The sequence below is a fragment of the Methylobacterium sp. GXF4 genome (genome assembly GCF_000272495.1).
Classification (GTDB): domain Bacteria; phylum Pseudomonadota; class Alphaproteobacteria; order Rhizobiales; family Beijerinckiaceae; genus Methylobacterium; species Methylobacterium brachiatum.
In genome coordinates this window covers 87,090-105,873 of sequence record NZ_AKFK01000050.1, presented here as the reverse complement: position 1 = coordinate 105,873, position 18,784 = coordinate 87,090, and the positions used below count along the sequence as shown (strand labels likewise).

Sequence of the window (18,784 nt, the reverse complement as noted above, 5' to 3'; positions counted from 1 at the left end):
GTCCGTGGCGGTTTCGTGCGGGACGCGACCGGATGGCCTGCGCGCTTGCGTCGTGTTGCAGGGCTGCCGCGCACGCCCACATCCCTACACAAGACAGGACGTGCACTTTGTGCGACGCGACAAGCCATTGTCACGGGTCGGCGGCTCGACTAAGCCTCCGGCCGCGCGCATCCTGGCATAAGAACAATTCCACGGGCGAATCCGGTTCGGCGGCGCACCGCGGTTTCCCACGTCAGATCGAGACGCTCTCGCGAGGCCCTGGCATGACCGGCTTGTTGGCGGACTACCTTCCGCTCATCGTGTTCATCGGCGTGGCTCTGTTCATCGCCACCGCCCTGCTGGTCGTGCCGTTCCTGGTCGCCTTCAAGAGCCCGGATCCGGAGAAGCTCTCGGCCTACGAGTGCGGCTTCAATGCTTTCGACGATGCCCGCATGAAGTTCGACGTGCGGTTCTACCTCGTGGCGATTCTGTTCATCATCTTCGATCTCGAGGTCGCGTTCCTGTTCCCGTGGGCGATCACCTTCGGAGACCTTGGCTGGTTCGGCTTCTGGTCGATGATCGTCTTCCTGGGCGTGTTGACGGTCGGTTTCGTCTACGAGTGGCGCAAGGGCGCCCTCGAGTGGGATTGATTCGCAACAGCCGCCTGCCCGCACCGTTTTCCGAGTCGCCGATGGCCCTGATCACCGACACGACCCACAGCCTGTCCCGCGCCCCCGCGGTCGCGCCCCAGCCCAAGGGGATCATCGATCCCAATACCGGCCGGCCGATCGGCGCGGACGACCCGACCTTCCTGTCGATCAGCGACGAGCTGGCCGACCGCGGCTTCCTGCTCACCACCACGGACGAGCTGATCAACTGGGCCCGCACCGGCTCGCTGATGTGGATGACCTTCGGGCTCGCCTGCTGCGCCGTCGAGATGATGCAGATGTCGATGCCGCGCTACGATTGCGAGCGCTTCGGCTTCGCGCCGCGCGGCTCGCCCCGCCAGTCGGACGTGATGATCGTCGCCGGCACCCTGACCAACAAGATGGCCCCGGCCCTGCGCAAGGTCTACGACCAGATGCCGGAGCCGCGCTACGTGATCTCGATGGGCTCCTGCGCCAACGGCGGCGGCTACTACCACTATTCCTATTCGGTGGTGCGCGGCTGCGACCGGGTGGTGCCGGTGGACATCTACGTGCCCGGCTGCCCGCCCACCGCCGAGGCGCTGCTCTACGGCGTGCTGCTTCTCCAGAAGAAGATCCGCCGGACCGGCACGATCGAGCGCTGAGGGACGGCCATGACGAACGGCATCTCGATCCTGTCGCACACGCAGCCGGAGAGCGGCGCGGGCGCCCTCACGGCGATGGCCGAGCGCATCACCGGCGCGCTCGGCCCGGCGGTGGTGTCGCACACCATCGCATTCGGCGAGCTGACCCTGGTGGTTCAAGCCTCCGACATCATCTACGCGCTGACCTACCTGCGCGACGACCCGGCCTGCGCGTTCCGCAGCTTCATCGACATCTGCGGTGCGGACTACCCGCAGCGCGAGAAGCGCTTCGACGTGGTCTACCACCTGCTCTCGCTGCGCCACAACGCGCGCATCCGGGTGAAGGTGCAGACCGACGAGGTGACGCCGGTCCCCTCGGCGATCGAGGTGTTCCCGGCGGCCAACTGGTACGAGCGCGAGACCTACGACCTCTACGGCATCCTGTTCTCGGGGCATCCGGACCTGCGCCGGCTGCTCACCGATTACGGGTTCGAGGGGCATCCCCTGCGCAAGGATTTCCCGCTCACCGGCTTCGTCGAGGTCCGGTACGACCAGGACGAGGCTCGGGTCGTCTACGAGCCGGTCCAGCTGACGCAGGAATTCCGGAACTTCGATTTCCTCTCGCCCTGGGAGGGCACGGATTACGTGCTCCCGGGCGACGAGAAGAAGTCGGCCTGAGGAGCGGAACCGCCCGATGACCGAGCACAACATCCGCAACTTCGCGATCAATTTCGGCCCGCAGCACCCGGCGGCGCACGGCGTGCTGCGCCTCGTGCTGGAGCTGGACGGCGAGGTGGTCGAGCGGGTCGATCCGCATATCGGGCTGCTGCATCGCGGCACCGAGAAGCTGATCGAGCACAAGACCTACCTGCAGGCGACGCCCTATTTCGACCGGCTCGACTACGTGTCGCCGATGAACCAGGAGCACGCCTTCTGCCTGGCGATCGAGAAGCTCGCGGGCATCGAGGTGCCCCGGCGGGCGCAGCTGATCCGCGTGCTGTTCTGCGAGATCGGCCGGCTGCTGTCGCACCTGCTCAACGTCACCACGCAGGCGATGGATGTCGGCGCCCTCACGCCCCCGCTCTGGGGCTTCGAGGAGCGCGAGAAGCTGATGATCTTCTACGAGCGCGCCTCGGGCGCGCGGCTCCACGCCAACTATTTCCGGCCGGGCGGCGTCCACCAGGACCTGCCGCCCAAGCTGATCGACGACATCGACGCGTTCTGCGACCCGTTCCTGCAGGTCGTCCAGGATCTCGACGACCTCGTCATGGCCAACCGCATCTTCAAGCAGCGCAACGTCGACATCGGCATCGTGTCGGTGGACGAGTGCATGGAATGGGGCTTCTCCGGCGTCATGCTGCGCGGCTCGGGCATCCCGTGGGACCTGCGCAAGGCGCAGCCCTACGAGTGCTACGAGGAGATGGAGTTCGACATTCCGGTCGGCCGGAACGGCGACACCTACGACCGGCAGGTGATCCGCATGGAAGAGATGCGGGAATCGGCCAAGATCATGAAGCAGTGCTGCGCCAAGCTGCGCGAGCCGGCCGGGCAGGGCCCGATCGCCGCCATCGACGGCAAGTTCGCGCCGCCGCCGCGCCGCGAGATGAAGCGCTCGATGGAAGCGCTCATCCACCACTTCAAGCTCTACACCGAGGGGTTCCACGTACCGGAGGGCGAAGTCTACGCCGCCGTGGAAGCACCCAAGGGGGAGTTCGGCGTCTATCTCGTGTCCGACGGGACCAACAAGCCGTACCGCTGCAAGATCCGCGCGCCGGGCTTCGCGCATCTTCAGGCGATGGATTGGATGTGCCGGGGGCACCTTCTGGCCGACGTGTCGTGTGTGCTGGGCACCCTCGACATCGTGTTCGGCGAAGTGGATCGGTAAGGCGTTAGCAGGATGGCAAACCGCAGACTCGCGCCGGCCTCTGAGCAGCCCGAGAGCTTCGCGTTCTCCCCTGAGAACGCCGAGTGGGCGAAGACCCAGATCGCCAAGTACCCGGAGGGCCGCCAGGCCTCCGCGGTGATCTCGCTGCTCTGGAAGGCGCAGGAGCAGAACGGCGGCTGGCTGCCGCGGGCGGCCATCGAGGCGGTGGCGGCCGAGCTCGGCATGCCCAACATCCGCGTGCTGGAGGTGGCGACCTTCTACACGATGTTCGCCCTGGAGCCGGTGGGCCGCTTCTGGATCCAGGTCTGCGGCACGGTGCCGTGCGATTCCTGCGGCGCCCGCGGCCTGAAGGAGATGCTCGAGGCGCGGCTGGGCCCCCCCGGCCACGTCTCGCCGGACGGCAACTTCTCCTGGCTCGAGGTCGAGTGCCTGGGCGCCTGCTGCAACGCCCCGATGGTGCAGATCAACCAGGATTATTACGAGGACCTGACGCCCGAATCGCTCGGCACCCTGATGGACGACCTGGCGGCCGGCCGGCCGGTCAAGGTCGGCTCGCAGACCGGGCGTAACGCCTCGGAGCCGCTGGGCGGTCCCGATACCCTGACCGACCCGGCTCTGTTCGACGGCTCTCGGGTCGGCGCCTGGCGCAAACGCTTCGAAGAGACTGCCAAGCCGGACGACTCGGCGGCGAAGTCCGACGAGGCCGCCTCGACCGACCGGCGCGCCGCCGACCAGCCGAAGCCCGCCCGGCCGGATGCCGGTCGCCCGGTCGAGCGCTCGGTGAGCGACGCCCCGGCCCAGCGCGCGGCCGACGGCAAGACCCCGGTCAAGGAGCAGGACCAGGCGGACGCGGCCGAGACCGGCCGTTCCACGGCCAAGGAGGGCGCGCCCCGCCAGGGCGACGCGGATGTGCAGGCAGCCCCCGCCAAGGCCATCTCCGAAGGCGAGCAGGCCGGCGGCGACCAGGGCAGCCAGGAGACGCCCGATCGCGGCACCGTCCCGCAGCAGCCGGAAGCCTCCGGGGCCAGCGAAGGCGAGGTCGCGGCGGAAGCCGAGGAGGCCCGCGTCGCCGGGGCGCTCGACGCCCTGCCGAAGGACGCGACTCCCGAGCAGAAGGCGAACGCGGTCGGCACCCGTCCGCCGGGTCTCGACGGGGCCCGCGCCGGAAAGCCGGACGACCTCACCCGGATTAAAGGCGTCGGCCCGGGCAACAGCCAGCGCCTGAACGCCCTCGGCATCTACCATTTCGACCAGATCGCCGCCTGGACCCGCGACGAGATCACCTGGGTCGGGACCTACCTCGCGTTCCCGGGTCGCATCGACCGGGAGAACTGGGTCGGGCAGGCTCAATCGCTGTCGGGCACCGGGAACTGACCGCCATGTCCGCCGTCACAAACGCGCTGATCGATGAGGTGCTGACGGCCATGCCGGTGCGCCTGAGCGGCACCGACGCGGGCGTGCGCGCATCGCGCGCTTTGCGACTCGATACCGTCGACGCTCCGGTCAGCTGAGGAACGAAGAACATGCTGTCGGATCAGGATCGCATCTTCACCAACCTCTACGGCCTGCATTCGCCGGGCCTGGAGGCTGCCAAGCAGCGGGGGGCCTGGGACGGGACCAAGTTCCTCCTGGAGCAGGGCCGCGACTGGATCATCGAGGAGATGAAGGCGTCGGGCCTGCGCGGCCGCGGCGGCGCGGGCTTCCCCACCGGCCTGAAATGGTCGTTCATGCCCAAGAAGTCGGACGGGCGCCCGCACTACCTCGTCGTCAACGCCGACGAGTCGGAGCCGGGCACCTGCAAGGACCGGGAGATCATGCGGCACGACCCGCATCTCCTGATCGAGGGCTGCATGCTGGCCTGCTTCGCCATGGGCGCGCATGCCTGCTACATCTACATCCGCGGCGAGTACGTGGCCGAGAAGCACGCGCTCCAGAAGGCCGTGGACGAGGCCTACGAAGCCCGTCTCGTCGGCCAGTCGAACGTGCACGACTATCCCTTCGACATCTACGTCCACCACGGCGCGGGCGCCTATATCTGCGGCGAAGAGACGGCGCTGATCGAGAGCCTCGAAGGCAAGAAGGGCATGCCGCGGCTCAAGCCGCCATTCCCGGCCAATATGGGCCTCTACGGCTGCCCGACGACGGTCAACAACGTCGAGTCGATCGCGGTCGCCGGCACGATCCTGCGCCGGGGCGGCGCCTGGTTCGCCGGGCTCGGCGGCAAGAACAACACCGGCACCAAGCTGTTCTGCGTCTCGGGGCACGTCAACAAGCCGTGCAACGTCGAGGCGGAACTCGGCATCACCTTCCGCGAGCTGGTGGACCGGCATTGCGGCGGCATGCGCGGCGGCTGGGACAACCTGCTCTGCTCGATCCCAGGCGGCTCGTCGGTGCCGCTGGTGCCGGCCGAGCAGATCATCGACGCCAAGATGGATTTCGACACCCTGCGCAACCTCGGCTCGGGCCTGGGCACCGCGGCGGTGATCGTGCTCGACCGGTCCACCGACATCGTCGCGGCGATCACCCGGATCTCGTACTTCTACAAGCACGAATCCTGCGGCCAGTGCACGCCCTGCCGGGAAGGCACCGGCTGGATGTGGCGGGTGATGCAGCGGATGACCGAGGGTCGCGCGCAGAAGCGCGAGATCGACATGCTGTTCGAGGTCACCAAGCAGATCGAGGGTCACACGATCTGCGCGCTCGGCGACGCGGCGGCCTGGCCGATCCAGGGCCTGATCAAGCACTTCCGTCCCGAGATCGAGAAGCGGATCGACCGCTACACGGCCAACCCGCATTCCGACCCGATCCCGATGGCCGCGGAGTGACGGGATGGTGGACCAGCCCGACAACCTGCTGCTCGTCTACCTGCGTCGGATCGACGAGAAGGTGGATCGGCTGGCGGACGATGTCCGCGAGCTGAAGACACGCATGACCGCCGTGGAAGAGCACGTCGCAAAAGTCGATTTGTCGATCGCCGGCGTCAATCGGCGCATCGACCGGGTCGAGGCGCGCCTCGAACGGATCGAGCGACGCCTCGATCTCGCCGACGCCCCGCACTGAGATGGCACCGATGACAAAAATCCTCGTCGACGGCACCGAGGTCGAGGTTCCGGCCGAATACACGCTGCTCCAGGCCTGCGAGGCCGCGGGGGCCGAGATCCCGCGCTTCTGCTTCCACGAGCGCCTGTCGATCGCCGGCAATTGCCGGATGTGCCTGGTGGAGCTGAAGGGCGCGCCCAAGCCCGTGGCGAGCTGCGCCTACGCGGTGAAGGATTGCCGGCCCGGCCCGAACGGCGAGCCGCCGGAGGTCCTCACCCGGTCCGGCCTGACCAAGAAGGCCCGGGAAGGGGTGATGGAGTTCCTCCTCATCAACCACCCGCTCGACTGCCCGATCTGCGACCAGGGCGGCCATTGCGACCTGCAGGATCAGGCGATGGCCTACGGGGTCGATTCGACCCGCTACCAGGAGAACAAGCGCGCGGTCGAGGAGAAGCATATCGGCCCGCTGGTGCGGACCGCGATGAACCGCTGCATCCACTGCACCCGCTGCGTGCGCTTCCTGGCGGAGGTAGCGGGCGTGCCCGACCTCGGCGCCATCGGCCGCGGCGAGGACATGGAGATCACCAGCTATCTAGAGCAGTCGATGGCCTCGGAGCTCCAGGGCAACGTCGCCGACCTCTGCCCGGTGGGCGCCCTGGTGCACCGGCCGCAGAGCTACAACGTCCGGCCCTGGGAGCTGAACAAGACCGAATCAGTCGACGTGATGGACGCGGTCGGCTCGTCGATCCGCGTCGACACCCGCGGCCGCGAGGTGATGCAGATCGAGCCGCGGGTCAGCGAGGAGATCAACGAGGAGTGGATCTCGGACAAGACCCGCTACCATGTCGACGGGCTGCGGATGCAGCGCCTCGACCGGCCGTACCTGCGCGAGAACGGACGGCTGCGGCCGGCCTCCTGGGGCGAGGCGTTCCAGGCCATCGCCGCCAAGGTGAAGGGCGCTGATCCGAAGCGCATCGGCGCCGTGGTCGGCGACCTCGCGGGCGTCGAGGAGATCTTCGCCCTGCGCGAGCTGATGCGCGCGCTCGGCACCCCCAATCTCGATTGCCGCCAGGCCGAGCCCGGGCTCGATCCGGCGCTGGGCCGTGCCTCGTACCTGTTCAACCCGACCATCCCGGGCATCGAGACCGCGGACGCGATCCTGATCGTCGGCGCGAACCCGCGCACCGAGGCCTCGCTCCTCAACGTCCGCATCCGCAAGCGCTGGCGCATGGCGCCGCTCGCGGTCGGGGTGATCGGCGAGCCGGTCGATCTGACCTATCCCAGTCACTACATCGGCGCCGGCCCCGAATCGCTCGCGGGCCTCGCCCGCGGCGAGCACAGCTTCCTGGACGTGCTCAAGGAGGCGAAGGCGCCGCTGGTCATCGTCGGCGCCAATGTCGAGCCCGGTATCCTGGCGGCGGCCGCGGCCCTCGCCAAGGAAATCGGCGCGGTGACGCCGGAGTGGAACGGCTTCGGCGTGCTGCACACCGCCGCCGCCCGGGTCGGGGCCCTCGATCTCGGCTTCGTGCCCGGGGAGGGCGGACTTGGCTTCCCGGCCATGCTGGAGGCCGGCGGCGTCGATGTCCTGTTCAATCTCGGTGCCGACGAGCGCGACGTCGCCCCGGGCGCCTTCGTGATCTACCAGGGCACCCATGGCGACCGCGGCGCCTCCCGGGCGGACGTGATCCTGCCCGGCGCGGCCTATACCGAGAAGTCCGCCACCTGGGTGAACACCGAGGGCCGGGTCCAGATGGGCAACCGCGCTGGCTTCCCGCCGGGGGATGCCCGCGAGGATTGGGCGATCCTGCGCGCCCTGTCGGACGTGCTGGGCCACCGCCTGCCGTTCGATTCGCTCACCGCGCTGCGCCGGGCGCTTTACGCCGCGCACCCGCATCTCGCGGCGGTCGGAACCGTGGAGACCGGCGACGTCGCAGCGGCCGTGGACCGGCTCGCCGGCCTCGGCGGCGCGACGGGCGGCCCCGCCTTCGCCTCGCCGGTCACCGACTTCTACCTCACCAACCCGATCGCCCGCGCCTCGCGGGTGCTGGCCGAGTGCTCGCGCCTCGCCCGCGAGCGCGCCGCCGAGGCACAGCCGCTCGCGGCGGCAGAGTAGGGATCCGACGATGACGCCGCTCGAAATCCTCGGGACCGTGCTCCTGATCGTGCTGAAGAGCTTCGTGCTGCTGGCAGCGCTGCTCGTCTTCATCGCCTACGCGCTGCTCGCCGACCGCAAGATCTGGGCGGCGGTGCAGCTCCGGCGCGGCCCCAACGTGGTCGGGCCGTTCGGCCTGTTCCAGTCGTTCGCCGACCTTCTGAAGTTCGTCCTGAAGGAGCCGGTGATTCCGGCGGGCGCCAACAAGGCGATCTATCTGCTGGCGCCGCTGGTCTTCGCGATGCTGGCCCTGTCAAGCTGGGCGGTGATCCCCCTCGCCGACGGCTGGGCGATCGCCGACATCAATGTCGGCATCACCTATATCTTCGCCATCTCCAGCCTGGGCGTCTACGGCGTCATTATGGGCGGCTGGGCGTCGAACTCGAAATACGCCTTCCTGGGCGCCCTGCGCTCGGCGGCCCAGATGATCTCCTACGAGGTCTCGCTCGGCTTCGTGATCATCTGCGTGCTGCTCTGCGCCGGCTCGCTGAACCTCTCGCGCATCGTGATGGCGCAGGACACCAGCCTCGGCCTGTTCGGCTGGTACTGGCTGTGGCTGTTCCCGATGTTCGTGGTGTTCTTCATCTCGGCGCTCGCCGAGACGAACCGCCCGCCCTTCGACCTGCCGGAGGCGGAGTCGGAGCTGGTGGCCGGTTACATGGTCGAGTATTCCTCGACGCCCTACCTGCTGTTCATGCTGGGCGAGTACGTCGCCATCATGAGCATGTGCGCCCTGGGCACCGTGCTGTTCCTGGGCGGCTGGCTGTCGCCGATCCCGTTCGCGCCGTTCACCTGGGTGCCGGGCGTGATCTGGTTCATCCTGAAGGCCAGCTTCCTGTTCTTCCTGTTCGCGATGGTGAAATCCATCGTGCCGCGCTACCGCTACGATCAGCTCATGCGTCTCGGCTGGAAGGTCTTCCTGCCGATCTCGCTGGTCTCGGTCGTCGTCGTCGCCTTCGTGCTCAAGCTGACCGGCCTCGCGCCGGGCGCCTGAGCCCACCCGCCGAATCGGAGATCCGGGCCATGAAGCTCGATCAGGTCGCAAAGAGCCTGCTGCTGAAGGAGTTCGTATCGGGGATGATCCTCGGCATGCGCTACTTCTTCAAGCCGAAGGCGACGATCAACTATCCCTTCGAGATGGGCCATCGCGGCCCGCGCTTCCGGGGCGAACACGCCCTGCGCCGCTATCCCAACGGCGAGGAGCGGTGCATCGCGTGCAAGCTCTGCGAGGCGATCTGCCCGGCCCAGGCCATCACCATCGAGGCCGGCCCGCGCCGCAACGACGGCACGCGCCGGACGACGCGCTACGACATCGACATGGTGAAATGCATCTATTGCGGCATGTGCCAGGAGGCCTGCCCGGTGGACGCCATCGTCGAGGGGCCGAACTTCGAGTTCTCGGTCGAGACCCGTGAGGAGCTGCTCTACGACAAGCAGAAGCTCCTCCTGAACGGCGATCGCTGGGAGCGCGAGATCGCGCGCAACATCGCGATGGATGCGCCTTACCGGTGAGGCCATGACGGGGGCGCTGTTGTGCCCCCGCCGACCGGGTTCTATAGACGGGCCGCCCGCTGCGGCCCGTTTCCACGCAAGGCAGAAGGGGCCGCTTCGGCGGCCGATCCCGACGAGCGCATGACCGCAGCAGCCGCCTTCTTCTATCTGTTCGCGAGCGTCACGGTCGCGTCGGGCTTCATGGTGATCGCCTCGCGCAATCCCGTCGCCTCGGTGCTGTTCCTGATTCTCGCCTTCGTGAACGCCGCCGGGCTGTTCGTCCTGATGGGCGCCGAGTTCCTGGCGATGATCCTCGTCGTCGTCTATGTCGGCGCGGTCGCGGTGTTGTTCCTGTTCGTCGTGATGATGCTCGACGTGGACTTCGCCGAGCTGCGCCAGGGCTTCCAGCAATACTTGCCGATCGGCGGCCTGATCGGCGCGATCTTCCTGGTCGAGCTGCTCCTGGTGGTCGGCTCCTGGACGATCGATCCGGGCCTGGTGCAGGCGCCGCTCGGCAACGTCGCGGCGGCCGAGAACGTCACCAACGCCCAGGCCCTCGGCCGGGTGATCTACACGGAATACGCCTACTTCTTCCAGCTAGCGGGCCTGATCCTGCTGGTGGCGATGATCGGCGCGATCGTGCTGACCCTGCGCGACCGCCCGGGCGTCAAGCGCCAGAACATCTCGGTCCAGAACGCCCGCACCCAGAGCATGGCGGTGGAGACCCGCAAGGTGCCCTCCCGCCAGGGTGTCGAGGTCTGATGCCCGCCGGAGGTTTCGAACGATGATCGGCCTGAGCCACTACCTCACCGTCGCGGCGATCCTGTTCACGCTGGGCGTGCTCGGGATCTTCATCAACCGCAAGAACGTCATCGTCATCCTGATGTCGATCGAGCTGATCCTGCTCGCGGTCAACATCAACCTGGTCGCCTTCTCGACGCAGCTGAACGACATCACCGGACAGGTCTTCGCCCTGTTCGTGCTGACCGTCGCGGCCGCCGAATCGGCCATCGGCCTCGCCATCCTCGTGGTCTTCTTCCGCAACCGCGGCTCCATCGCGGTCGAGGACGTGAGCATGATGAAGGGCTAGGGCGCCCTTTTTCGCGCGCCCTGAGTTGACGGGCCCCGAGTGACAATCCGGATGCCGCCGCCCCGCGGTCGGCCCGGAGGACGGACTGCAAGAGAGCGATGTATCACGCGATCGTCTTCTTCCCGCTCATCGGCTTCTTGATCGCCGGCCTGTTCGGTCGGTATATCGGGGCCCGGGCCTGCGAGTACATCACCACGGCGTTCCTCGCCTTCACGGCCCTGATCGCCTGGGGCGTGTTCCTCGAGGGCGGCCACGCCGAACGTGTGCAGGTCGCGTCCTGGTTCTCGGCCGGCGACCTCACGGTCGACTGGGCCTTCAAGGTCGACGCGCTGACCCGGGTGATGCTCGTGGTCGTCACCACGGTCTCGACCCTCGTCCACCTCTACTCCGTCGGCTACATGCACGAGGATCCGCACCGGCCGCGGTTCTTCGCCTACCTGTCGCTGTTCACCTTCGCCATGCTGATGCTGGTGACGGCCGACAACCTCGTGCAGATGTTCTTCGGCTGGGAAGGCGTCGGTCTCGCCTCCTACCTGCTGATCGGCTTCTGGTACGAGAAGCCCTCGGCCAACGCCGCCGCCATGAAGGCGTTCATCGTCAACCGGGTCGGCGATTTCGGCTTCTCGCTCGGTATCTTCCTGGTCTTCGTGCTGACCGGCTCGGTGGCGTTCGACGCGATCTTCGCCAAGGTCGACGCGATCAAGACCCTGAGCTTCCACCTGCTCGGCCATGACTGGAACGCGCTGACGCTGGCCTGCCTGCTGCTGTTCATGGGCGCCATGGGCAAGTCGGCGCAGTTCCTGCTGCACACCTGGCTGCCGGACGCCATGGAGGGCCCGACCCCGGTCTCCGCGCTGATCCACGCCGCCACCATGGTGACCGCCGGCGTGTTCATGGTCGCCCGGCTGTCGCCGCTGTTCGAGGAGGCGCCGAACGCGCTGATCGTCGTCACGGTGATCGGCGGCATCACGGCCTTCTTCGCGGCCACGATCGGGCTGGTGCAGAACGACATCAAGCGGGTGATCGCCTACTCGACCTGCTCGCAGCTCGGCTACATGTTCGTGGCGCTCGGCGTCGGCGCCTACTCGGCCGGGGTGTTCCACCTGTTCACCCACGCCTTCTTCAAGGCGCTGCTGTTCCTCGGGGCCGGCTCGGTCATCCACGCGATGCACCACGAGCAGGACATGCGGAACATGGGCGGCCTGCGCTCCCACATCCCGTTCACCTGCGCCATGATGGCGATCGGCTCCCTGGCGCTGATCGGCTTCCCCTACACGGCCGGCTACTATTCCAAGGACGCCATCATCGAGGCCGCCTACGCCTCGACCCGGCCCGGCCACACGCTCGCCTTCCTGTGCACCGTGGTGGCGGCGTTCTTCACGTCCTTCTATTCCTGGCGCCTGTTCTTCATGACCTTCGAGGGTCCGGCCCGCTGGGGCGTCCACGCGGCGCATGACCACCACGCCGCCCCGGCGGTCGCGCATTCAGGCACCGCTTCTGCCGCCCTGGCCCATGAGGCCGACGGCGCTCCGGGCCATACCGAGGGCGTGGCCCACGACGATCACGGCCACGACGTCGAGCCGGCCCACAAGAGCGACCTCGTCGCGGACGATCATCACGGCCACGGCCATCACGGGGACCACACGCCCCACGAGAGCCCCCTGGTGATGACCATCCCGCTGGCGATCCTCGCCTTCGGCGCGCTGTTTGCCGGGATCATCTTCCACGACCGCTTCATCGGGTCCGGCATGGATGCGTTCTGGGGCCATGCCCTGGCGCACGGCCCCGAGAACCACATCATGCACGAGATCCACGAGGTCCCGGCGCTGGTCTCCTACGCACCGTTGATCATGCTGATCCTCGGCTTTGTCCTGGCCTTCTGGATGTATATCCGCCGTCCGGAACTGCCGGGGGCGCTCGCCGCGCAGCAGCCGTCGCTGTACCGGTTCCTACTCAACAAGTGGTACTTCGACGAGCTCTACGACCGGATCTTCGTCCGTCCGGCCAAGGATTTCGGCCTGTTCCTCTGGAAGCAGGGCGACGGAAAGATCATCGACGGGCTCGGCCCCAACGGCATCGCGGCGCGCGTCGTCGACGTGACCCGCGGCGTGGTCCGCCTGCAGACGGGCTACGTCTACCACTACGCCTTCGTCATGCTCATCGGCGTCGCTGGCCTGATCAGCTGGTACCTGATGGCCGGCCTGCCCAAGGGTGCTCACTGATATGCTCGGCCTCGGCATCCTCTCCGGCCTGTTGATCGTCCCGCTCTGCGGGGCGGCCTTCATCCTCACCCTCAAGGGCGACGACGAGTCGGTGGCGCGCAACAGCCGCTGGGCGGCGCTCGCCACCACGATCGTCACCTTCCTGCTCTCGCTGGTGGCCTGGGGCCGCTACGACGCCTCGTCGGCGAGCTTCCAGCTGGTCGAGAGCCATCCGTGGCTCGCTGAGACGATCCGGTTCAAGCTGGGCGTCGACGGCTTCTCGATGCCGCTGATCCTGCTCACCACCTTCCTGATGCCGTTCTGCATCGGCGCGTCATGGACCTCGATCCACGTCCGCGTGAAGGAATACTTCGTCGCCTTCCTCGTCCTCGAGACGACGATGATCGGCGTGTTCGCCTCCCTCGACCTGCTGCTGTTCTACCTGTTCTTCGAGGCCGGCCTGATCCCGATGTTCCTGATCATCGGGATCTGGGGCGGGGCACGGCGGATCTACGCCAGCTTCAAGTTCTTCCTCTACACCCTGCTCGGCTCCGTGCTGATGCTGCTCGCCGTGATGGCGATGTACTGGCAGGCCGGCACCACCGACATCCCGACCCTGCTCCAGTACCGCTTCCCGGTGGGGATGCAGACCTGGCTGTGGCTGGCCTTCTTCGCTTCCTTCGCGGTGAAGATGCCGATGTGGCCGGTCCATACCTGGCTGCCCGACGCCCACGTCGAGGCGCCCACGGCCGGCTCGGTGATCCTGGCGGGCATCCTGCTGAAGATGGGCGGCTACGGCTTCATCCGGATCTCGCTGCCGATGCTGCCGGTGGCGAGCCACGACTTCGCCCCCCTGGTCTTCGCCCTCTCGGTGATCGCGATCATCTTCACCTCGCTCACCGCGCTGATGCAGACCGACATCAAGAAGCTGATCGCCTACTCGTCGGTGGCCCATATGGGCTTCGTGACGCTCGGCCTGTTCACCCTGAACGAGCAGGGCATCCAGGGCGCGCTGTTCCTGATGATCTCGCACGGCATCGTGGCGGCGGCGCTCTTCCTCTGCGTCGGCGTGGTCTACGACCGGATGCACACCCGCGAGATCGCCGCCTATGGCGGGCTCGTGAAGCGGATGCCGCTCTACGCGGTGGCCATGATGGTTTTCACCATGGCCAATGTCGGCCTGCCCGGCACCTCCGGCTTCGTCGGCGAGTTCCTGTCGATGCTCGGCGCCTTCAAGGCCAACCCGAACGTCGCTTTCTTCTCGACCTTCGGCATCATCCTGTCCGCGGCCTACGCCCTGTGGCTCTACGCGAGGGTGATCTACGGCAAGCTGGAGAAGCCGAACCTGCAGGGCATCCTCGACCTCGACACGCGGGAGAAGATCATCCTGGCGCCGCTGGTCGTCCTGACGATCTATTACGGCGTGCATCCGGCCCCGGTGCTCGACGTCTTCGCGCCCTCGACCGACGCGCTGATGGCCGGCATGAAGGCCGCCCTCGCCAACACCCAGACCGCGGCCGCCGCGCTGCCGCTCGCTCGCTGAGACGGAACAGATGCCCACCGTCCACTCCGTCCTGCCCTCGCTGGCCCCGCTCCTGCCCGAGCTGATCCTCGGCGTCGGGGTGCTGCTCCTGATCCTCTACGGCGCCTGGCGCGGCGACCGCTCCGCCGAGAGCGTCAGCATCGGAGCCCTGGTCCTGCTGCTGTTCGCCCTGTTCGTGGTGCTGTCGCAGCCGACCGCCGGCCGGGTGACCACCCTGTCGGGGGCCTTCGTCTCGGACGCCTTCTCCAAGGTGATGAAGTCGCTGGTGCTGCTCGGCTCCGCGGCGACGATCCTGCTGGCGCACGACTTCTTCAAGCGCGAGCATATCGACCGGTTCGAGTTCCCGGTGCTGATCGTGCTCTGCACCATCGGCATGATGGTGATGGTCTCGGCCAACGACCTGATCGCGCTCTATCTCGGCCTCGAGCTGCAATCGCTGGCCGCCTACGTGATCGCGGCGTTCCACCGGGACGACGCCCGCTCCACCGAGGCCGGCCTGAAGTACTTCGTGCTCGGCGCGCTCTCCTCCGGGATGCTGCTCTACGGCGCCTCGCTGGTCTACGGCTTCACCGGCACGGTCTCGTTCCCCGGGATCGTCTCGGCGCTCAACGAGACGGCCGGGCTCGGCATCGTGCTGGGCATCGTGTTCCTGGCCGCGGGCGTCTGCTTCAAGATGGCGGCCGTGCCGTTCCACATGTGGACGCCTGACGTCTACGAGGGCTCGCCGACCCCGGTGACCGCCTTCTTCGCCACCGCGCCCAAGATGGCCGCCGTCGCCATGACGGTGCGGGTCTTCATCGGCGCCATGCCGGACGTGACGGCGATCTGGCAGCAGATCTTCATCTTCGTCGCCGTGGTCTCGATGGCGCTCGGCTCGTTCGCGGCCATCGGCCAGCGCTCGATCAAGCGCCTGATGGCCTACTCGTCGATCGCCAATATCGGCTACGCGCTGATCGGGCTCGCCTGCGGCTCCGAGGAGGGGATCAGCGGGCTCGTCACCTACATGATCATCTACCTGGCCATGACGCTGGGCACCTTCGCGATCATCCTGTCGCTGCGGCGCCGGGAGGTGATGTTCGAGTCGATCGACGACCTGTCGGGCCTGTCGCGCACCCATCCCTGGCTGGCCTTCTGCCTCGCCGCGATGATGTTCTCGCTGGCCGGCATCCCGCCGCTTGCCGGGTTCTTCGCCAAGTTCTACGTCTTCGCCGCCGCCATCAAGGCCGGCCTCGTGACGCTGGCGGTGATCGGCGTGGTGACCAGCGTGGTCGGCGCCTACTACTACCTGCGGCTGGTCAAGATCATGTATTTCGACGAGCCGAAGGAGCCCTACGAGGCGATGGCCCCGGGCCTGCGCGTGGTGCTGGCTCTCTCGAGCGTCGTGGTGGTGCTGTTCTTCCTGCTCCCCGGACCGCTGGTCGGCGTCGCCGGCCGGGCAGCCCGGTCCCTGTTCTAGATCCAGCCTCGCTTCCGATGAGCCTGCGGCGCGATCAGAAAAGAACGCCTTGAGCTACCGTCTCGGGTCCGAGGCGCGAGCCCAGGGCCACCGCCTGCACGTCCACGACAGTCTCGGCTCGACCAATACGGAGGCCATGGCGCAAGCTCGGGCCGGGGAGACCGGTCCGCTCTGGGTGGTCACGCATCGGCAGGAGGCCGGACGCGGTCGGCGCGGCAACGTCTGGGCGTCGCTGCCGGGCAACCTGGCCGCCAGTGTCCTCTGGCCGGTGGCCGGGGTGGCGGCGGGTCACCTCGCCGAGCTCGGCTTCGTCGCGGGCCTCGCCCTGATCGAGGCGCTGGAGACGGCCTGCGGCACCCTGCCGGATACCCGAACCGGCCGCGGCGCCCGATCTCTCTGGTTGAAATGGCCGAACGACTTGCTGCTCGACGGCCGGAAGCTCGCCGGGCTCCTGCTCGAGGCGGAGACGCTGCCGGGCGGCCGCAGGGCGGCGGTGATCGGCTTCGGCGTCAACGTCGCGGCGGCGCCGGAGGGGCTCGAGGCCGCGAGCTTGGCCGCGACGGGTTACGCCGGCGGCGCCGAAGCGCTACTGGAACATCTCTCGGACCGGATGGCCGTGCGCGCACGGGCCTGGGACCGGGGACGGAATTTCGCTGACCTGCGCGAGGATTGGCTCGCGCGGGCCGCGGGTCTTGGGTCGGAGATCGCGGTGCACAGCGGCGAGCACATCCTGCGGGGGGTGTTCGAGACCATCGACGAGGGGGGGCGGCTCGTGATCCTCGCCCCCGACGGAAAACGGCATACCGTGACGGCGGGCGAGGTGCATTTCGGAACGGCCGCGACGGCGGCATGACGTTGGACGACGACAGATGGTGATGGGACAGGAGGAGCTGGTCTTCCTGCCGCTCGGCGGCGTGGGCGAGATCGGGATGAATGCGGCCCTCTACGGGTTCGGTCCGGAGAAGGGCCGGAAGTGGATCATGGTCGATTGCGGCATGGGCTTCGCCGGCGAGGAGCAGATGCCGGGGATCGACCTGATGTTCCCCGATCTCTCCTTCATCGAGGAGAAGCGGAAGGACCTGCTGGGGATCTTCATCACCCATGCGCACGAGGACCATATCGGGGCGATCTCGGAGCTGTGGCCGCGCCTCAAGGTGCCGGTCTACGCGACGCGCTTCGCCAAGAACCTGCTGGAGACGCGCCGCCTTTCCGAGCCCGGCGCCCCGAAGGTCGAGCTGCGCGAGGTGAAGCCCGGCCGGCGCGTCACCGTCGGCCCGTTCGAGATCGACTACATCCCGGTCTCGCACTCGATCCCCGAGTCGAACGCCATCGCGATCCGCACCGCCGCGGGCCTGGTGGTCCATACCGGCGACTGGAAGATCGACCCGACCCCGGTGGCCGGCGACATCACCTCGCCGGAGGCGTTCACGGCGCTCGGCGACGAGGGCATCCTGGCGCTGGTCTGCGACTCGACCAACGTGGTCCGCGAGGGCTTCTCGCCGAGCGAGAAGGAGGTTGCCGCCACCCTCAAGACCCTGATCGCGGATTCCCCTCACCGGGTCGCGGTCACCACCTTCGCGTCGAACGTCGCCCGCATCCGCGCGGTGGCCGAGGCGGCCGCCGCCTGCGGGCGCGAGGTCGTCGCGGTCGGCCGGGCCATGGACCGGGTGATCGACGTGGCGCGCGAGTGCGGCTACCTCGACGGCCTGCCCGAGTTCCGCCGGTCGGATTCCTGGAAGAACTTGCCCCGCGAGCGGGTCGTGGCCCTGCTCACCGGCTCGCAGGGCGAGCCGCGGGCGGCGCTCGCCCGGGTCTCCCGCCGGGACCATCCGGATATCAGCCTGGCCGCCGGCGACCGGGTGATCTTCTCCTCCCGGGCGATCCCCGGCAACGAGCGCGATGTCGGCTCGATCATCAACGATCTGGTCGAGCAGGGCGTCGAGGTCATCACCGACCGGACCGAGCTGGTCCACGTCTCCGGCCATCCCCGGCGGGACGAGATGGTCGAGATGTACAAGTGGACCCGGCCGGGCACCGCGATCCCGGTCCACGGCGAGGCCCTGCACCTCGACGAGCATGCCCGCTTCGCCCGGGCCCAGGGTGTCCAGAACGTGGTCAAGGCCCGCAACGGCAGCCTCGTCCGCCTCAGCCCCGGCAAGCCCGAGGTCATCGATCACGTGAAGGCGGGCCGCCTGTACAAGGACGGCAACGTCCTGATCGACGAGAAGGACCGGGCGATCCCGGAGCGGCGCAAGCTGATGCAAGCCGGCCTGGTCTCTGTGGCGATTGCCATCGACGAGGACGGCGTCGTGCTGGGCGATCCGGCGGTGGACATCATCGGCCTGCCCAACCGCGGCCGTTCCGGCGAGCCGCTGATCGAGACGGTGGTCGATGCGGTCTCGCGCACCCTGTCGGGGATGTCGCGCGGCAAGCTCAAGGACTCGGAGGGCGTCGAGAAGACGGTCGACCGGGCCGTGCGCACGGCCGTCAACGAGGTCTGGGGCAAGAAGCCCGCCTGCCACGTACAGGTCGTCGAGGTGTGACACTGGTTGCCGACCCGACGGCGCTCTAGTGTTTCGGGCGTGGGATGCACCGGCTTGTCTGACGACAGCCGGACGCTGCGCAGGTCCCCTCTCCCGATCGGGAGAGGGACAGGGTGAGGGGGCAGGATCTTCCGG

The 18,784-nt window shown here is 67.9% G+C and carries 18 protein-coding genes; all 18 read left to right on the top strand.

Features of this window, described 5'->3' with window-relative positions:
- The first annotated feature begins 263 nt into the window (after positions 1-263).
- Entirely contained in the window at positions 264-629 is a 366-nt protein-coding gene (locus tag WYO_RS31480; protein WP_007560754.1) for an NADH-quinone oxidoreductase subunit A, read from the top strand.
- A 41-nt stretch (positions 630-670) separates the two neighbouring features.
- Positions 671-1,270, top strand: a complete 600-nt coding sequence (locus WYO_RS07295; protein WP_007560753.1) for an NADH-quinone oxidoreductase subunit B — start codon at positions 671-673, stop codon at positions 1,268-1,270.
- 9 nt (positions 1,271-1,279) lie between these two features.
- Entirely contained in the window at positions 1,280-1,927 is a 648-nt protein-coding gene (locus tag WYO_RS07290) for an NADH-quinone oxidoreductase subunit C (RefSeq protein ID WP_007560752.1), read from the top strand.
- A gap of 16 nt (positions 1,928-1,943) precedes the next feature.
- A complete protein-coding gene (locus WYO_RS07285; protein WP_007560751.1) occupies positions 1,944-3,134 on the top strand; it encodes an NADH-quinone oxidoreductase subunit D in 1,191 nt (396 codons plus the stop codon).
- A gap of 12 nt (positions 3,135-3,146) precedes the next feature.
- Entirely contained in the window at positions 3,147-4,508 is a 1,362-nt protein-coding gene (gene nuoE, locus WYO_RS07280; protein ID WP_007560750.1) for an NADH-quinone oxidoreductase subunit NuoE, read from the top strand.
- Positions 4,509-4,513: 5 nt separating this feature from the next.
- Positions 4,514-4,645 carry a hypothetical protein gene (locus WYO_RS32360; protein WP_007560749.1) on the top strand — a complete coding sequence of 44 codons (132 nt, stop codon included), beginning with the start codon at positions 4,514-4,516 and terminating at the stop codon, positions 4,643-4,645.
- 12 nt (positions 4,646-4,657) lie between these two features.
- Positions 4,658-5,959 (top strand): NADH-quinone oxidoreductase subunit NuoF, encoded by a 1,302-nt coding sequence (gene nuoF / locus WYO_RS07275; RefSeq protein WP_007560748.1) that lies wholly within the window; start codon positions 4,658-4,660, stop codon positions 5,957-5,959.
- Positions 5,960-5,963: 4 nt separating this feature from the next.
- Positions 5,964-6,194 (top strand): hypothetical protein, encoded by a 231-nt coding sequence (locus tag WYO_RS07270; RefSeq protein ID WP_007560747.1) that lies wholly within the window; start codon positions 5,964-5,966, stop codon positions 6,192-6,194.
- A gap of 10 nt (positions 6,195-6,204) precedes the next feature.
- Positions 6,205-8,286 (top strand): NADH-quinone oxidoreductase subunit NuoG, encoded by a 2,082-nt coding sequence (nuoG, locus tag WYO_RS07265; RefSeq protein WP_007560746.1) that lies wholly within the window; start codon positions 6,205-6,207, stop codon positions 8,284-8,286.
- Between the two features lie 10 nt (positions 8,287-8,296).
- On the top strand, positions 8,297-9,319 hold the full coding sequence (nuoH, locus tag WYO_RS07260) for an NADH-quinone oxidoreductase subunit NuoH (protein ID WP_007560745.1): 1,023 nt from the start codon (positions 8,297-8,299) through the stop codon (positions 9,317-9,319).
- Between the two features lie 29 nt (positions 9,320-9,348).
- A complete protein-coding gene (gene nuoI / locus WYO_RS07255; protein WP_007560744.1) occupies positions 9,349-9,837 on the top strand; it encodes an NADH-quinone oxidoreductase subunit NuoI in 489 nt (162 codons plus the stop codon).
- 120 nt (positions 9,838-9,957) lie between these two features.
- The gene (locus WYO_RS07250; protein ID WP_007560743.1) at positions 9,958-10,578 is read left to right on the top strand and encodes an NADH-quinone oxidoreductase subunit J; all 621 of its coding nucleotides are present in this window, start codon (positions 9,958-9,960) and stop codon (positions 10,576-10,578) included.
- Between the two features lie 22 nt (positions 10,579-10,600).
- A complete protein-coding gene (gene nuoK / locus WYO_RS07245) occupies positions 10,601-10,906 on the top strand; it encodes an NADH-quinone oxidoreductase subunit NuoK (protein WP_007560740.1) in 306 nt (101 codons plus the stop codon).
- Between the two features lie 98 nt (positions 10,907-11,004).
- Positions 11,005-13,128, top strand: coding sequence for an NADH-quinone oxidoreductase subunit L (gene nuoL / locus WYO_RS07240; protein ID WP_007560738.1), 2,124 nt, complete (start codon positions 11,005-11,007; stop codon positions 13,126-13,128).
- A 1-nt stretch (position 13,129) separates the two neighbouring features.
- On the top strand, positions 13,130-14,650 hold the full coding sequence (locus WYO_RS07235) for an NADH-quinone oxidoreductase subunit M (RefSeq protein ID WP_007560736.1): 1,521 nt from the start codon (positions 13,130-13,132) through the stop codon (positions 14,648-14,650).
- A 10-nt stretch (positions 14,651-14,660) separates the two neighbouring features.
- Complete coding sequence (nuoN, locus tag WYO_RS07230) at positions 14,661-16,106, top strand: NADH-quinone oxidoreductase subunit NuoN (protein WP_007560733.1); 1,446 nt, start codon at positions 14,661-14,663, stop codon at positions 16,104-16,106.
- 49 nt (positions 16,107-16,155) lie between these two features.
- The gene (locus WYO_RS07225) at positions 16,156-16,959 is read left to right on the top strand and encodes a biotin--[acetyl-CoA-carboxylase] ligase (RefSeq protein ID WP_007560731.1); all 804 of its coding nucleotides are present in this window, start codon (positions 16,156-16,158) and stop codon (positions 16,957-16,959) included.
- Positions 16,960-16,975: 16 nt separating this feature from the next.
- On the top strand, positions 16,976-18,649 hold the full coding sequence (locus WYO_RS07220) for a ribonuclease J (protein WP_007560730.1): 1,674 nt from the start codon (positions 16,976-16,978) through the stop codon (positions 18,647-18,649).
- The last annotated feature ends 135 nt before the right edge of the window (positions 18,650-18,784 follow it).

Excerpts from the sequence above, each read along its gene's own strand:
- nuoF (WP_007560748.1), top strand. The coding sequence starts at position 4,658 with ATGCTGTCGGATCAGGATCGCATCTTCACCAACCTCTACGGCCTGCAT.
- nuoG (WP_007560746.1), top strand. The coding sequence starts at position 6,205 with ATGACAAAAATCCTCGTCGACGGCACCGAGGTCGAGGTTCCGGCCGAA.
- WYO_RS07295 (WP_007560753.1), top strand. The coding sequence starts at position 671 with ATGGCCCTGATCACCGACACGACCCACAGCCTGTCCCGCGCCCCCGCG.
- WYO_RS32360 (WP_007560749.1), top strand. The coding sequence starts at position 4,514 with ATGTCCGCCGTCACAAACGCGCTGATCGATGAGGTGCTGACGGCCATG.
- WYO_RS07235 (WP_007560736.1), top strand. The coding sequence starts at position 13,130 with ATGCTCGGCCTCGGCATCCTCTCCGGCCTGTTGATCGTCCCGCTCTGC.
- WYO_RS07285 (WP_007560751.1), top strand. The coding sequence starts at position 1,944 with ATGACCGAGCACAACATCCGCAACTTCGCGATCAATTTCGGCCCGCAG.
- nuoK (WP_007560740.1), top strand. The coding sequence starts at position 10,601 with ATGATCGGCCTGAGCCACTACCTCACCGTCGCGGCGATCCTGTTCACG.
- nuoN (WP_007560733.1), top strand. The coding sequence starts at position 14,661 with ATGCCCACCGTCCACTCCGTCCTGCCCTCGCTGGCCCCGCTCCTGCCC.
- nuoH (WP_007560745.1), top strand. The coding sequence starts at position 8,297 with ATGACGCCGCTCGAAATCCTCGGGACCGTGCTCCTGATCGTGCTGAAG.
- WYO_RS07270 (WP_007560747.1), top strand. The coding sequence starts at position 5,964 with ATGGTGGACCAGCCCGACAACCTGCTGCTCGTCTACCTGCGTCGGATC.
- WYO_RS07250 (WP_007560743.1), top strand. The coding sequence starts at position 9,958 with ATGACCGCAGCAGCCGCCTTCTTCTATCTGTTCGCGAGCGTCACGGTC.
- nuoE (WP_007560750.1), top strand. The coding sequence starts at position 3,147 with ATGGCAAACCGCAGACTCGCGCCGGCCTCTGAGCAGCCCGAGAGCTTC.
- WYO_RS07220 (WP_007560730.1), top strand. The coding sequence starts at position 16,976 with ATGGTGATGGGACAGGAGGAGCTGGTCTTCCTGCCGCTCGGCGGCGTG.
- nuoL (WP_007560738.1), top strand. The coding sequence starts at position 11,005 with ATGTATCACGCGATCGTCTTCTTCCCGCTCATCGGCTTCTTGATCGCC.
- WYO_RS31480 (WP_007560754.1), top strand. The coding sequence starts at position 264 with ATGACCGGCTTGTTGGCGGACTACCTTCCGCTCATCGTGTTCATCGGC.
- nuoI (WP_007560744.1), top strand. The coding sequence starts at position 9,349 with ATGAAGCTCGATCAGGTCGCAAAGAGCCTGCTGCTGAAGGAGTTCGTA.
- WYO_RS07290 (WP_007560752.1), top strand. The coding sequence starts at position 1,280 with ATGACGAACGGCATCTCGATCCTGTCGCACACGCAGCCGGAGAGCGGC.